This window comes from Polaromonas sp. P1_E11 (genome assembly GCF_056405995.1).
Genome location: NZ_JBFUBA010000002.1, coordinates 285,867 through 300,692, shown reverse-complemented (window position 1 = coordinate 300,692; position 14,826 = coordinate 285,867). Strand labels below are relative to the sequence as shown.

General features: G+C 61.7%; 14 protein-coding genes and 1 tRNA gene. 9 read left to right on the top strand and 6 right to left on the bottom strand.

The genetic code is table 11. From position 1 onward, the window contains the following. Positions 1-15: 15 nt before the first annotated feature. From AC1D11_RS08880 to AC1D11_RS08870, 3 genes are all read right to left on the bottom strand, one after another. Positions 16-732 (bottom strand): peptidylprolyl isomerase, encoded by a 717-nt coding sequence (locus tag AC1D11_RS08880; protein WP_477647685.1) that lies wholly within the window; start codon positions 730-732, stop codon positions 16-18. Beyond that, complete coding sequence (locus AC1D11_RS08875) at positions 732-1,976, bottom strand: L,D-transpeptidase family protein (RefSeq protein ID WP_477647684.1); 1,245 nt, start codon at positions 1,974-1,976, stop codon at positions 732-734. The genes AC1D11_RS08880 and AC1D11_RS08875 overlap by 1 nt, the downstream gene beginning before the upstream one ends. 86 nt (positions 1,977-2,062) lie before the next feature. Further along, on the bottom strand, positions 2,063-3,103 hold the full coding sequence (locus tag AC1D11_RS08870) for a L,D-transpeptidase Cds6 family protein (RefSeq protein WP_477647683.1): 1,041 nt from the start codon (positions 3,101-3,103) through the stop codon (positions 2,063-2,065). A gap of 321 nt (positions 3,104-3,424) precedes the next feature. Between AC1D11_RS08870 and cysS the strand changes: the two genes are divergently transcribed. The 7 genes from cysS (at position 3,425) to AC1D11_RS08835 (ending at position 9,768) form a co-directional block, all read left to right on the top strand. Next, the gene (gene cysS, locus AC1D11_RS08865) at positions 3,425-4,801 is read left to right on the top strand and encodes a cysteine--tRNA ligase (RefSeq protein ID WP_477647682.1); all 1,377 of its coding nucleotides are present in this window, start codon (positions 3,425-3,427) and stop codon (positions 4,799-4,801) included. A 76-nt stretch (positions 4,802-4,877) separates the two neighbouring features. Beyond that, a complete protein-coding gene (locus tag AC1D11_RS08860) occupies positions 4,878-5,585 on the top strand; it encodes a DNA-3-methyladenine glycosylase family protein (protein WP_477647681.1) in 708 nt (235 codons plus the stop codon). Positions 5,586-5,612: 27 nt separating this feature from the next. Next, positions 5,613-6,593 (top strand): acetyl-CoA carboxylase carboxyltransferase subunit alpha, encoded by a 981-nt coding sequence (locus AC1D11_RS08855; protein ID WP_092131429.1) that lies wholly within the window; start codon positions 5,613-5,615, stop codon positions 6,591-6,593. Positions 6,594-6,625: 32 nt separating this feature from the next. Next, positions 6,626-7,639 carry a tRNA lysidine(34) synthetase TilS gene (gene tilS, locus AC1D11_RS08850; protein WP_477647680.1) on the top strand — a complete coding sequence of 338 codons (1,014 nt, stop codon included), beginning with the start codon at positions 6,626-6,628 and terminating at the stop codon, positions 7,637-7,639. 130 nt (positions 7,640-7,769) lie between these two features. Continuing rightward, entirely contained in the window at positions 7,770-9,038 is a 1,269-nt protein-coding gene (locus tag AC1D11_RS08845) for an aspartate kinase (protein WP_477647679.1), read from the top strand. Between the two features lie 35 nt (positions 9,039-9,073). Continuing rightward, positions 9,074-9,166 (top strand) — tRNA-Ser (locus tag AC1D11_RS08840). A 194-nt stretch (positions 9,167-9,360) separates the two neighbouring features. Continuing rightward, positions 9,361-9,768 carry a BLUF domain-containing protein gene (locus tag AC1D11_RS08835; RefSeq protein ID WP_477647678.1) on the top strand — a complete coding sequence of 136 codons (408 nt, stop codon included), beginning with the start codon at positions 9,361-9,363 and terminating at the stop codon, positions 9,766-9,768. Between the two features lie 180 nt (positions 9,769-9,948). Here the strand turns inward: AC1D11_RS08835 and AC1D11_RS08830 are convergent, their stop codons facing one another. Both AC1D11_RS08830 and bla read right to left on the bottom strand, forming a co-directional pair. Then, the gene (locus AC1D11_RS08830; protein WP_477647677.1) at positions 9,949-10,275 is read right to left on the bottom strand and encodes a hypothetical protein; all 327 of its coding nucleotides are present in this window, start codon (positions 10,273-10,275) and stop codon (positions 9,949-9,951) included. Positions 10,276-10,571: 296 nt separating this feature from the next. Further along, entirely contained in the window at positions 10,572-11,480 is a 909-nt protein-coding gene (gene bla / locus AC1D11_RS08825; RefSeq protein ID WP_477647676.1) for a class A beta-lactamase, read from the bottom strand. Between the two features lie 108 nt (positions 11,481-11,588). On the opposite strand from bla, the gene AC1D11_RS08820 reads away from it, so the two are divergent. Continuing rightward, the gene (locus tag AC1D11_RS08820) at positions 11,589-12,452 is read left to right on the top strand and encodes a LysR substrate-binding domain-containing protein (RefSeq protein ID WP_477647675.1); all 864 of its coding nucleotides are present in this window, start codon (positions 11,589-11,591) and stop codon (positions 12,450-12,452) included. 53 nt (positions 12,453-12,505) lie between these two features. After that, a complete protein-coding gene (locus tag AC1D11_RS08815) occupies positions 12,506-13,405 on the top strand; it encodes a LysR family transcriptional regulator (protein WP_477647674.1) in 900 nt (299 codons plus the stop codon). Positions 13,406-13,431: 26 nt separating this feature from the next. On the opposite strand, the gene AC1D11_RS08810 is transcribed toward AC1D11_RS08815, so the two are convergent. Further along, entirely contained in the window at positions 13,432-14,643 is a 1,212-nt protein-coding gene (locus AC1D11_RS08810) for a D-amino acid dehydrogenase (RefSeq protein WP_477647673.1), read from the bottom strand. Positions 14,644-14,826 lie beyond the last annotated feature (183 nt).

The following is a 14,826-nucleotide window of genomic DNA, read 5'->3' as shown; positions in this document are numbered from 1 at the left end:
GTGGGGGTGTGTCAATTAATTGACGAGGGTTGCTGATTTGATGAGGACGGGCGTCTTGGGAACGTCCGTCGGGAAGGGGCCGCCGGCGCCGGTGGGCACGGCCTTGATCTTGTTCACGACGTCCATGCCGCTGACCACCTTGCCGAACACGGTGTAGCCAAAGAGCTGGGGTGCGTTGACGAGCTGGGCGCGCGGGGTGTTTTCATAGACGCGTCCCTGGTACTCAAACTTCGGAACCGGGTCTCCGGGGGGAATCACCGTGGGGTTCAGGAAGTCGTTGTCCTTCACGTTGATGAAGAACTGCGACGACGCAGAATTGGGGTCGTTGGTGCGCGCCATGGCGAGCGTACCGACCACGTTTTTGGGCCCACCCTTGGCGAGCGCCTCGCGGCCTTCATGCGGCACCGGCGGGCGGGTTTTCTTCTCGGCGTAGGTGGCGTCGTAGCCGCCGCCCTGCACCATGAAGTTGGGGATCACGCGGTGGAAAATCGTGCCGTCATAGTGTTTGTCCTTGACGTACTGCAGGAAATTTTCAACGGTCTTGGGCGCCTTGTCGGGATAGACCTCGACCACGAAGTCGCCTTCGCTGGTGATGAACTTGACCTTGGGTGCGCTTTGCGCGAGCGCCGGGCCGGCCAGAAGGGCCAGGCTTGCGGCGGCCGCCACCGCACATGCGGCGCGGCGCAAGGGAGAAAACACCGCGAGCGCGGCAAACGTCCTGTGAACTGCCATCAAATGGTTCCTTCGAAAAAAATCTTCCACTGGGTCCCCTGGCGGACCCAGTACTGGCGTTTGGTGCGGCCGGTTTTGGCGCCCTTGACCAGTTCGCCAAAGGTTACCACCATCGTATCGGTGCTGTCGGTCCAGCGCAGGTAAGAAACGTCCTTGAGCAGGATGTCGCGCCCGCCGAGTTGCTTGAGCTCACTTTGCAGCAGCGGCGTCCATTCGGCCAGCGTCTTGCCGTAACTTGTGAAATCGGGTGTGTACCAGCTTGTAAGTCTGGCCATGTCGCCGCTGGACTTGGCGTGGTGCCAGCTTTGCAGCGCGGTTTCGAACGACCGGGTGTCGGCCGCCAGTGATTGCGGCGCCACCCATTTGAGGCTGTGGGCAATCACGACGGGCGTGCTGCGCACCTCGACGGTGCGGATGATGCGCTCCAGGTCGGGGTTGGCCAGCACGACGCATCCGTCGGTGGACAGCGGCGCCCGGGAAAACTGCGCCGGTGGTGTGCCGTGCAGCCAGATGCCGCCGCCGGTCTTGCCGCGCTTGACGTCGAGCTGGTTGGGATAATTGATGGGCAGTGCGCCCGAGCCGTAAAAGTCGCGCAGCGATTTGGGGTTCAGGTTGCTGGTGATGTAGTAGACGCCGACCGGAGTGCGCAGGTCACCTTCGACGGATTTTTCAATGCCGGATTTTCCAACCGAGATGTAATAGTCCGCCACGAGCTTGAGGCCCGCGCTGGTGTTTTCAAACAGGTAAAGGCGTGACCTGGACGCATCGACGGCAATGGCGTGTTTGTTACGCGATGACAGCACCAGGAATTGCGACGGCACCAGGCCGGGGGCGGGCCGTTCTCGCAGTGCGCGCAGGCGCAGCAGAGACTCCTGCCGCAACTCGGTCAGCAGGGCCGCCGCAGTCTTGGCAGCGGCATCCGGAACGTCGCCGGGCGTGCGCACAGGGCGTGTAAAGCCGGCCAGCAGATCGCCGTAAACGAGTTGGGCCAGCTGGAAGTTGGGGTGGTCCTTCACGAGGCCTTCGGCCTTGCGCAGGGCTTCGCGCGAATTCGCCTGGCCGATCAGTTTGTAGATTTCAATCAGCCGGGCTTCCGCTTCGCCGCCGCGCGCCTCATGCGGGGCGGAAGCTTTTGCCGGCGCGGGCCGCTTGGTTGTGTGCGCGCGGGTTTCGGCCCGCGCAGGCGAAAAGGCCAGCACCAGGCACGGTGCGATGAAGAGAAGCGTTGCGGCCGCTTTTTTCATGCGGGCTTCCACGAAAGTTTGCCGGCCAACACAGACGGACAGGAACAGGCTGAACAATGCACTTGGGTCAGGCCGGCCGCCAGCGATCAGCCGCCTGTGGATTCCTTGACGATGACCCAGCGATCACCGGCCTTGGCCATCTCCAGCGTCTTGCGGCTGGAAATATTGATGGAGTCGGCGCTGTAGTCCTGCTTGAACCTGGCCGTGGCCTTGGCTCCCTGTATGGCGATGGCCAGGTCGGAGAGCTTGACGCTGATGCGCGACTTGCCGACGATGCGCGCGCGGCGGTCTTCTTCCCAGGCCTTGCGTGCCTGTTTGCCGGGAGGCGCAAAGTTCTGGCCGTAGCTGCTCAGGTAGCCGTTCATGTCCTTGTCGGACCAGGCCTGGGCCCAGCTGCGCACGGCTGCTTCGACTTCTTTTTCGGCGCCTGCGGCGGCAGCCGGTGCTACGGGTGTTGCCGGCGCGGCAGGGGCAGGCGCTGCGGCCACCGGGGCTGAGGGCGCTGGCTTGACAGCCGCCGGGGGAGCCGCAGGGAGCGTTGTAGCCGGGCCGGATGTTGGCGCGCCGGCAGCCGGCTTGGTCGGGCTTTTGGATTCGGCGGAGAACAGTGTGCGGATCAGTGCCAGCTTGGGTGGAACGGCAGCGTTGCCGCCGTCGAGCTGCAGGGCCTTGCTGTAGGCCTGGCTGGCGAGCCTGGCGTAGACGTCGCCCAGGTTTTCGTGCGCCGTGGCGTAGCTGGGGTTGGTCCGGATCGCCATTTCAAGCGCTGCCCGGGCCTTGTCGAACTGGCTCTGGCCGGCATACAGCACGGCCATGTTGTTGTAGGGCTCAGGCAGCTCGGGGTAGTCTTCGGTGATTTTGGTGAAGGTCGCGATCGCGTCGTTGGTCTTGCCGGTCTCGGTCTGGATCACGCCCTTGAAGAAACGCATTTGCGGGTCGCGCGGCTTGCTGGCGAGGTACTGGTCAACCTTGGCCTGCGCCTCGGCATACTGGCCGGCACGCATCAGGCGGCTGACGTCGGCGTAGTCGTCGGCATGGGCAACGGACACCGACAGGGTGACCGCCACGGCCAGCATGCGCAGGGCGGCGGACAGCGGATTGCGTGTAAGGAAGTTTGGCGTGGGCATGGCACTCTCGCGATTTGTTTTAAAGCCCCCGGTGCTGTTTTGGCAGCCGTTGGGCGGAAGTCAACATAAACAGCCAGGCTTTTCAGGGCGCTCCGGGAGCCGCTGAACGTTGTCCGACGGGCTGGATATACTGGGCGATTGTAACTGAGGGGGGTATAGTTCATGGCCCCCAGAATTGCGTACTTTCCGTTTTATCGCACGTTTTTGCGTGTACGCCGAATGGCCCTTGCCCGCCTGCGGCGTCCGTGAGATAAAGCTTCTTTCCTTTGCCTGACCATCGGCTGCTTCCGGCCGATACCAGGCCCCCGCAGCATAATTTTCATGAGCCTTCGCATTTACAACACGCTGTCGCGTGCCGTGGAAGAATTTTCCCCGCTTGATCCCGGCCATGTGCGCATGTATGTGTGCGGAATGACGATTTACGACCTCTGCCACATCGGTCATGCGCGCATGATGATGGCGTTCGACGTGGTGCAACGCTGGCTCAAGGCAAGCGGCCTGAAGGTCACGTATGTGCGCAACATCACCGACATCGACGACAAGATCATCAAGCGGGCGGTCGAGCGCGGCATCACCATCCGCCAGCTGACCGACGAGATGATCGCGGCCATGCACCAGGATATCGGCGCGCTGGGCATAGAGCCTCCATCGCTGGAGCCTCGTGCGACTGAGTACGTGCCGCAGATGCTGGGCATGATCGCCACGCTGGAGGAAAAAGGCCTGGCCTACAAGGGCTCCACCGGTGACATGAATTACGCAGTGCGCAAGTTTCCCGGCTACGGCAAGCTCTCAGGCAAGTCGCTCGACGAGCTGCGCGCTGGCGAGCGCGTCGCAGTGCTGGACGGCAAGGAAGACCCGCTGGACTTTGTGCTCTGGAAAAGCGCCAAACCCACCGAACCCGACGACGCCAGGTGGGACAGCGCCTATGGCCCCGGCCGTCCCGGCTGGCATATCGAGTGCTCGGCCATGTGCCGCGGCACCCTCGGCGAGACCTTCGACATTCACGGCGGCGGCGCGGACCTGCAGTTCCCGCACCACGAAAACGAGATCGCCCAGAGCGAGGCGGCCAATGGCAAGCCGCTGGCCCGCTTCTGGGTACACAACGGTTTTGTGCGCGTCGACAACGAGAAGATGTCCAAATCGCTGGGCAACTTCTTCACCATCCGCGAAGTACTGGCCAAATACGATGCCGAAACCGTGCGGTTTTTCATTGTTCGCGCCCACTACCGCAGCGCCCTGAACTACAGCGATGCCCACCTGGACGATGCGCGCAACTCGCTCAAGCGGCTTTACACATCGCTCGATCTGGTCAAGCCGGCAGCGCTGCCGACCGACTGGGCACACCCGTTTGCGCAGCGCTTCAAGGCGGCCATGGACGAAGACTTCGGCACGCCTGAGGCCGTGGCTGTGCTGTTCGAGCTGGCCGGTGAAGTCAACCGGACAGGCTCTGCCGAACTCGCAGGGCTGTTGAAAAACCTGGGCGGCTGCCTGGGCCTGCTGCAGGGCGCACCTGGGGCCTACCTCCAGGCAGGCGCCGGCGTTGACGACGCCAGCATTCAGCTGCTGATCGCGCAGCGCGCAGCCGCGAAGCTGGCAAAAGATTTCGCCGAAGCCGACCGTATCCGCAAGGACCTGCTGGCCAAAGGTATTGTTTTGAAGGATTCGCCCGCCGGCACCACCTGGGAGGTGCAATCGTGAGGTTTAGCGTCGTTTTTTCACCCTGTTTTTCAAGCCTTTTCGGCCTCCAGGCCAATAAGGACCGGCGCAAGCAGCTATGAAAAAGATAGTGAAAAGCGGCCCGGCCAGCGCCGAGCTGGCCGACGTTGCCGAGCCGGCCACCACGGTGCCCGAGTATTGGGCCGATGCCTGCAGGCACCTGGTCAAAAAAGACCGTGTGATGAAGCGGCTGATTCCCCTGTTCGGCGACGCCTGCCTGCAAACCCGCGGCGATGCCTTTGGCACGCTGGCGCGCAGCATCGTGGGCCAGCAAATTTCGGTCAAGGCGGCACAAAGTGTTTGGGCCAAATTTTCGGCATTGCCGAAAAAAGTGACGCCTGCCAACGTGCTGCGCCTCAAAGTTGACGACATGCGCGCTGCCGGGTTGAGCGCCCGCAAGGTCGAATACCTGGTGGACCTGGCGATCCACTTTGATGCCGGCACCGTCCACGTCAAGGACTGGGCGGCGATGGACGATGAAGCCATCATTGAAGAATTGGTGGCCATCCGCGGCATCGGCCGCTGGACGGCCGAGATGTTTTTGATTTTTTACCTGATGCGCCCCAATGTCCTGCCGCTGGACGATGTGGGGCTGATCACCGGCATCAGCCAGAATTACTTTTCGGGTGAATCCGTCAGCCGAAGCGACGCGCGAGAGGTGGCTGCCGCCTGGTCGCCTTACTGCAGCGTGGCAACTTGGTATATTTGGCGCTCTCTGGACCCATTACCGGTTCTGGGTACCCCCACGGGTACCGAGCAAATTTAAGTTTCATGAAGCCCTGAGGAGCAGCACATGGCGAAGAAGACCTTCCTCGATTTCGAGCAACCGATTGCGGAGCTTGAAGGAAAAATTGAAGAACTGCGCTACGTACAGACCGAGTCGGCTGTCGATATCTCTGAAGAAATCGACCAGCTGGCTAAAAAGAGCCAGCAACTCACCAAAGACATCTACAGTGACCTGACGCCCTGGCAGATCACCAAGATCGCCCGCCACGCGGAACGTCCCTACACCCTGGACTACGTCAACGAAATCTTCACGGATTTTGTGGAGCTGCACGGCGACCGGCATTTTGCCGACGACCTGTCCATCGTGGGCGGCCTGGCCCGCTTCAACGGCACTGCCTGTATGGTGCTGGGCCACCAGAAGGGCCGCGACACCAAGGAGCGTGGCCTGCGCAACTTCGGCATGAGCAAGCCCGAGGGCTACCGCAAGGCCCTGCGCCTGATGAAAACCGCCGAGAAGTTCAAGCTGCCGGTGTTCACCTTTGTCGATACCCCCGGCGCCTACCCCGGCATCGACGCCGAAGAGCGCGGCCAGTCCGAGGCCATCGGTCGCAACATTTTCGAGATGGCGCAGCTCGAGGTGCCCATCATCACCACCATCATCGGCGAAGGCGGCTCCGGCGGCGCACTGGCCATTTCAGTGGCCGACCAGGTGGTCATGCTGCAGTATTCGATCTACTCCGTCATCAGCCCCGAAGGCTGCGCGTCCATCCTCTGGAAAACCTCCGACAAGGCCCAGGAAGCCGCAGAAGCTTTGGGCATCACCGCGCACAGGCTCAAGGCCCTGGGCGTGATCGACAAGATCGTGAATGAGCCCGTGGGCGGCGCCCACCGCGACCACAAGCAGATGGCCGCATTTCTGAAGCGCGCCCTCAACGACGCCTTCCGCCAGGTCAGCGACCTGAAGGTCAAGGAGCTGCTGGACCGCCGCTACGAACGCCTGCAAAGCTACGGCCGCTTCACCGACACCAAGGCCGACGCCGGCAAGTAAGGCGCCCCGGCACAAGCTGGAGCGACAAGACGATGGTCCGCCACCATGCGCAACCCCATGGTGTTGAGGCCGAGAGTGGCAGCGCCGCGATCGCTGTCGCCGCGGCGATTTCCCAATTTCAACCTGCTTTCCCGCTGGCCGTTGCGCTCAGCGGCGGTGCCGATTCTGTCGCGTTGCTGGTAGCCTGCGCCGAGAATTGGCCGGGGCAGGTGCATGCCATCCATATCCATCACGGCCTGCAGGCGGCGGCTGATGAGTTTGAGCGGCACTGCGTTGCCCTGTGTGCGCAGTTCAAAGTCCCGCTCATTGTCCGGCGTGTGGATGCCCGCCACGCCTCCGGCGAGAGCCCGGAAGATGCGGCACGCAAGGCGCGTTATGCGGCGTTTAAGGCTGCAGCCCAGGAAGGGTCTGCGCAAGCAGCTATTAAAAACATAGCAATTGCCCAGCATGCCGATGACCAGGTGGAGACCATGCTGTTGGCGCTGTCGCGCGGCGCGGGGCTGCCTGGGCTGGCCGCCATGCCGGCGCGATGGGAGCGTGACGGCATGACCTATTACCGTCCGCTGCTGACGGTGCCCGGGGCATTGCTGCGCGATTGGCTGGTGACGCGCGGCATCACCTGGGTGGAAGACCCGACCAACACCGACGAGCAGTTCACGCGCAACCGCATCCGGGCCCGCCTGCTGCCTGCGTTGGCACAAACCTTTCCGCAGTTTCGAGAGACCTTTGCACGCAGCGCGCGCCACGCGGCCCAGGCGCACGGGTTGCTGGTCGAGGTGGCACAGCAAGACCTGGCTGCCGTGGGAACCCCCCCGGTGATCAAATCCCTGCAATCCCTGTCACAGCCGCGGCAGGCCAATGTGCTGCGCTATTGGCTGATGCTGCAGCAAGCCACCCCCAGCGCAGCACAGCTCGACCAACTGCTCCTGCAAGTCGCCGCTTGCACCACACGCGGGCACCAGATCCACCTCAAGGTGGCGACCGGGCATGTCACGCGCGTTGGCGCGGTGCTGAACTATGCGGCTGCAGGGGACAAGGCGAGCTAACCAGGTAGTAGTCCCTAGGTATAATTGAAGGCTTTGCTGGCGCGAAATCGCCGTTAAAAGCCCTCAAACGGGCGCTTTTACACAGGTTCCCGGCAAGAAATCCGCAACAACTCCTGATTGACATCCTGCAATGGCATTGATCGTTCATAAATACGGCGGCACGTCGATGGGCTCTACCGAGCGCATCCGCAATGTCGCCAAACGCGTGGCCAAATGGGCGCGGGCCGGCCACCAGATGGTGGTCGTTCCCAGTGCCATGAGCGGCGAAACCAACCGTTTGCTCGGCCTGGCCAAAGAACTGGCGCCCGCCAGGACAAGCGATGCTTATGGCCGCGAGCTCGATGCGCTGGCCGCTACCGGCGAGCAGGCCTCCAGCGCGCTGCTGGCCATTGCCTTGCAGGCCGAAGGCATGCCGGCCGTGAGCTACGCCGGCTGGCAAGTCACCATCAAGACCAACAACGCCTACACCAAGGCCCGCATCGAGTCGATCGACGACGTGCGTGTGCGTGCAGACCTGGACGCCGGAAAAGTTGTCATCATCACCGGCTTTCAAGGGGTGGACGAGGCCGGCAACGTCACCACGCTGGGCCGCGGCGGCTCCGACACTTCGGCCGTGGCCATTGCCGCGGCGCTCAAGGCGCACGAATGCCTGATTTACACCGACGTCGACGGCGTCTACACCACCGACCCGCGCGTGGTGCCCGAGGCGCGCCGCCTGCATACCGTGAGCTTTGAAGAGATGCTGGAAATGGCCTCCATGGGCTCCAAGGTGCTGCAGATTCGCTCGGTGGAATTTGCCGGCAAATACAAGGTGCCGCTGCGCGTGCTGTCCAGCTTCACCGAATGGGACATCGACATCAACGAAGAAGCCAAGTCAGGCACTTTGATCAGCTTTGAGGAAGACGAAAACATGGAACAAGCCATCGTATCGGGCATCGCTTTCAACCGCGATGAAGCCAAAATTTCCGTGCTCGGCGTACCCGACACCCCTGGTATCGCGTACCAGATCCTGGGCGCCGTGGCCGACGCCAATATCGAAGTCGACGTGATCATCCAGAACGTGAGCAAGGACGGCAAGACCGACTTCAGCTTTACGGTTCACCGCAACGATTACTCCAAAGCCATCGACCTGCTGAAAACCCAGGTGGTGCCCAAGCTGGGCGCGCAGGAAGTCACCGGCGACGCCAAGATCTGCAAGGTCAGCATCGTCGGCATCGGCATGCGCAGCCACGTGGGCATCGCCAGCAAGATGTTCCGCGTGCTGAGCGAAGAGGGCATCAACATCCAGATGATTTCCACCAGCGAAATCAAAACCTCGGTCGTCATCGACGAGAAATACATGGAACTCGCCGTGCGGGCCCTGCACAAGGCTTTTGACCTGGACCAGCCCACCGCCTGAAAATGGCCGGGAAGTCGTGAGATAATCGATTTATTGGAAACGTGACCGAGTGGCCGAAGGTGCTCCCCTGCTAAGGGAGTATGGGGTGTAGAGCCTCATCGAGGGTTCGAATCCCTCCGTTTCCGCCAGTATAAAAAGCCGCCTTCGGGCGGCTTTTTTGCGTCTGGCTGAGGCTGCACCTGCCGGATGATGACCGAACCTGCTCAACGGCGTCTTTTTCTTTACTTTGGGCGGGGCTTCGTCGTATGCTGAAACGCTCCAGCTTCTTCGTACGGTGGAGCGCGGTTCAGCATGATGAAGTTCAACTCAAGGACATTGCCTCATGATCAGACTGTTCTACATCAGCGACGCTGCGGACGGCATCAACGAGGATGCGGTCAATGGCGTTTTGAAGAGCGCGGGGAAAAACAACCCGCCCCTGGGCATCACGGGCCTGCTGGTTTATGGCGGCGGGGTGTTTGCCCAAATACTCGAAGGCCCCGAGCAGACGGTGCTTCAGAAATATGTGAGCATCGCGACCGACAGACGGCACCACAATTGCCGGATCGTCTACATCACGACGACAAAGGAACGCATCTTCAAAGACATTTCCATGGCAGCGCTCGAAGCACTTCCCCTGGAGCTTGAGCATATCGCCGAGCTGGATGCCCATCGAAAAGACGCCATACCGAAAGACGCGTTCACGGACCTCATGCTCGTGTTTTTCTCAAGGATCCAGGCGGTCCCCTGATTCGGCGCGGAAAGCCCCGTGGTTGTCTCGCAGGAAACTATCTGCGTTCGTCTATTCGCTATGTATTCCTGGTGCCGAGAACCCGCTCTCGAGAGGTTTGCGGTACGCATGTTGCGTCCCATGCCGGCAGGGCATGAAAATCAATCAGCGACCTCGCAAATATGGCCGTCAATTTCTTTGCTACGGCACAGGAGGACCACCACCCGCCAGCTCGACTTCCACGTCATAGATTTCGGTGATTTTCCAGTGAGAACCGTCACGGCTTGCCTGGCCGAGTACTTTTACAAGGAATGAGCTGCGCTGCTTCTCCGCCTGAAGTGTGATTTCACAGATAAAGTCGAGCTTGTCCTGACCGTCGGGAAGTGCCCCAAGGAGTTGATAACCAGCCCGGCTGAACCTGTCCTCTTTTCCTCGCTGCCGTAATTTCTCAATCTCAGGCGTGTGAAGAACGAGGGCAGTGAGGTGGTCGATAAGTTCATCGATCACTACCTGCGGGTTTATTTTCATGTTGTATGTGAACTCTTCTAGGAATCTCCTGATTATCGATCTTTAGTATTACATTTTTCTATCTCTGTTGTAACCAATCTCTAGTTAATACGGCATTTCGTTTTCAATAATTTCATCAATTGCAATAGAAAATTCGTCGAAAACCAACGTTTTTGTTAAGCGCCAAACCCCGGCAATAGATTGCAGGCTCTCGTGCCCGACCTCTTTACCTTGGTGACAGCTTTGCCGTTTGAGAATGTGTTTCCCCGCAACGCAAAAAGCCGCCCGGAGGCGGCCAACTTTGTTGTCTCGTGTTCTCAAGCCGGCGTGGCCAAAGAAGCCGCCAATTGACCGGCCTTTGCCACGATGGCCTCGCGTTCCTCCAGGGGCTTTGGGCTCTTGGTCAAATACACCGTGATCACCACAGGCGCGCATCCCGCAGGCCACAAAACGCCGATGTCGTTGGTGGTGCCATTGGCGCCTGTACCCGTCTTGTCTCCAACCAGGCAGTCCCGCGGCAGCAGGGCGCGCAATCGCCGGTCGGATGTCTTGCTGGCGATCAGCCACTGGCGCATCTGCTGGCGCGAGGTGTCTGACAGCGCATTGCCCAGCACGATTTTTTGCACGGTGCCCAGCATGGCGGCAGGCGTAGTGGTGTCGCGTGGATCGCCGGGCGTGGCTTCATTCAGCGCGGTTTCAATGCGATCCAGTCGTGTCATGCGGTCACCGAGCGAGCGCGCGTAGTCGGTCAGGCCCTTGGGCCCGCCGAAGCTGGCCAGCATCAGGTTGGCGGCCGTGTTGTCGCTGACGGTGATAGTGGCTTCGCACAACTCCGCGAGCGACATGCTGCCACCGGCTCTTGGCCCGGTGACCGGTGAATGGGAAACCAGTGCCGCGCCGTCAACAGGCAGCAGGCGGTCCAGCCGTTCCTTTCCGGTGTCTACCCGGTGCAGCACCAGCGCAGCGGCCAGCAGCTTGAAGGTGCTGCACATGGGGAAGCGTTCCGCCGCGCGGTGTCCATGCTGCACGCCGGTACCGGTGTTGAGGATGGCAACACCGAGCCGGCCGCCGCTTTCCCGTTCAAGGGCTTTGAGCCGTCCGATGACCGAACTTGAATCGGCGGCTTGCGGTGCGCCGCTCATACCCCATAAATTCTGGGCATGAGCTGAAACCATGCCCGCCGCCATGAAGCTTCCCAGTGCGCCGGTAAATTGTCGTCTCTGCATCATTTTTACTCTCGAGTTGGTATGAAAACGGTAACGATATTGAAGGGCTGCAATTTCGGCAAACGGCAATAATCAAGGGAACTCATAAGTAAATCTTGGGCTTGAACCATGCACCTTCCCCTGAATGCCTTGCGCGCCTTTGAGGTATCCGCACGCCACCTGAGCTTTACACGGGCCGCCGACGAGCTGAACGTCACGCAAACCGCGATCAGCCAGCACGTCAAGAACCTGGAAGAGCGCATGGGTGTCCCACTGTTCCGGCGGCTTCCGCGCGGCCTAGCCCTGACCGATGAGGGCCAGGCGCTGTTGCCCGCGCTATCGGAATCGTTCGGCCGCATCGGCGCGTTGCTGGAGCAATTCCGCGATGGCCGTTTTCGGGAAGTGCTGAGCGTCGGGGCTGTCGGCACTTTTGCCGTGGGCTGGCTGATTCCCCGCCTGGCGGCGTTCCAGCAAGCACACCCTTTTGTTGACTTCAGGTTGTTCACCAACAACAACCGCGTGGACCTGGCCGGCGAGGGCCTGGACTACGCCATACGCTTTGGCGACGGCGCATGGCACGGCACCGAAGCCGACCTGCTTTTTCCCTCGCCGCTGTCGCCCGTCTGCTCACCTGCAACGGCTTCCCGTCTGCGCGAACCTGCGGACCTGGCCGGTGAGGTGCTGCTGCGTTCTTACCGGTCCGATGAATGGGTGAGCTGGTTTGCCCTGGCCGGTGTGGACTGCCCGGTGGTCAGGGGGGTGGTGTTTGATTCGTCCCTGACCATGGCGGAAGCTGCCGCGCAGGGCGCCGGCGTTGCCTTGCTCCCGGTGAACCTGTTTGTGCGGGAGTTGCAGGAAGGGCGCCTGGCAAGGCCGTTTCCACTGGAAATTGAAAACGGCAGTTACTGGTTGACCCGGCTCAAATCCCGGCGCGTGACGGGGGCCATGGGCGTTTTCCGTGACTGGATCACCCGCACATGCTGCGCACGATAATTGCTGTGCTGAGCCTGCACCATCCCGCCTGAACACGCACCACGGAACCACCCATGCGCCTGCGCCACATCGAAGTCTTCAACGCGGTCATGCTCACCGGCAGCGTCAGCGGGGCGGCCCGCCTGATCAATGTCACCCAGCCCGCCGTCAGCCGCATCCTGCAGCATGCCGAACTGCAGCTGGGTTTTGCCCTCTTCCAGCGCAGCAAGGGCCGGCTGACGCCGACCTCCGAGGCGTTGACGCTGTACCCGCACATCGAGCGGCTGTTTGCCCAGCTCGATGAAGTGCAGCGCCTGGCGGCCAACTTGAAAACCGGCGAAAGCGCCAGGGAACTCCGCATCCTGACGGTGCTGGCGCTCAGCTACGAAATCCTGCCCCACGCGATCAAGCTCTTTCGGGTCAAGCATGCCGATGTGGCCATTACCGTGCGGGCGTTGCATTCGCCGCAAATTATCTCGGCACTGGCGCTGCAGGAGGGGGATGTCGGTTTCCTTTTCAGCCCGGCAGCGCATTCGGCGCTGGCACAGGAACACCTGGCCGACGGCCGCATGGTGTGCGTTGCGCCCAAGGGCATGCTGCCTGCGCGCCTGGTCAAGCGTGGCAGTGTCACGCTTGAAGACCTCACCAAGGTACCGGTCGTCGGGCTTGATGTGATGGACCCGGTGGGCCGCAGCCTCAACCAGGCCTGCCGCGAGGCAGGGGTGGGCCTCGAATTCCATATCACCGTGCAGACCTACCATTCGGCGCTGGCGCTGGCTCACCACGGGCTGGGCATTGCGGTGATTGACACGTGCACAGCGGCGTCCGCCGACCTGACGCGTGTGGACCTGCTGGAGCTGGAACCCTTGATCCCGGTGCCCATCAATGCGCTGTTGCCCGCAGGCAAGCCCGGCTCGGTAATCGTGCGGTCTTTTGTGAAATGCTTCCAGCAAGCCCTGACGCAGCGCGCCTAACCGCTTGCGCTGCGCAAAACTGAAGGTCAGCGCTCCAGCATGCGGCTGATGCGCTGCGCAGAGCCGAACGCCAGGGTGAAGCCCAGGGCGCCATGGCCGGTGTTGAACAACAGGTTGGCCGGACCTTTCGCGTGTGCGCCAATGACCGGCAGGCCTGTGGGGGTCGCGGGGCGCATGCCGGCCCAGGGGCTGAGGGTTTCAAAGTTGCTGCAATCCGGAAACACTGTTTGGGTCGACGCTTTCAGCGAAGCAATCTGCGCCGGGTCGACGGTGGTGTTGTAACCCGAGAGCTCGGCCATGCCCGCCACCCGCAGGCGCGAGCCGATGCGGGCGAACACCACCTTGCGGGCGCTGTCGGTCACGCTCACCTGCGGTGCTGCGCGATCACCAGGCGTGACATCCACCGTGATGCTGTAACCCTTCAGCGGGTACACCGGAAGGTGCACACCCAAGGTGCGCGCCATGCGCGCAGACCCGGCGCCCATCGCCATCACATAACGGTCGGCTTCGAGATGGCCTTGGGGTGTGGCAACAGCTGCAACCAGGTTGCCGCGCACCACGAGCTGTTCCACGGGCGTGTCCAGCAGGAAGCGCACGCCCTCGCGGCGCAGCACGGTGAACAGACCATCGCAGGTTTTCTGGCAGTCGGCAGCACACTCGCCCGGTGTGTAAATGGCGCCGGCGATGTGCCCGTGGCGGTTTTTCAGCGCGGGCTCGATCTCCACGCAGCGGTCGGCGCTGACCGCCTCCTGGGTACTGCCCAGTTCACGTTGCAGCAACATCTGCCGGCGCGCTGCGGCGAACGCAGCGTCGCCAGCGTACAGCACCAGCTTGCCCGTGGCCGAGAAGTCGCAATCCAGTTTTTCTTCGGTCATCATCGCGTCGAAAGACTGGCGGCTGAGCGCCGCCAGCGACAGCAAATGGCTGGTGGTGTTGCGTGAGGTCTTGCCGTTGCAGGCCGCCAGAAACTGCGCGCCCCACAACCACTGGCGCACATCCAGGCGAGGTCGCAGCTTCAACGGGGAGGAGGGCGACAGCAGCAGTTTGGGAAGCTGCCGCCAGATGGCGGGATCTGCCAGCGGCTGCACGTAAGAGTAGCTCAGTTGTGCGCCGTTGCCGCCGCTGGCGCCGCTGCCGGGGCTGGCGCGGTCCACCACTGTCACCTCGTGGCCGGCCCGCCGCAAGCTGTAGGCGGTTGCCAGTCCCACGATTCCTGCGCCGAGCACACACACATGCATAGAAGCCTCTTTGTTCCCTGAAAGAGCGCCACTTTACGCAGTGGGTACAGGTTTGAACAATGCTGAATGCGCGAGGGTCATGACGTGTGGTTATGCCCTCCTGCGAAGGGTGGCAGAAGGGATTCTGGGTAAACCATGAGTTTTGGTCATGGGTTTGCCGCGAAAATGAATGACACGCCACAC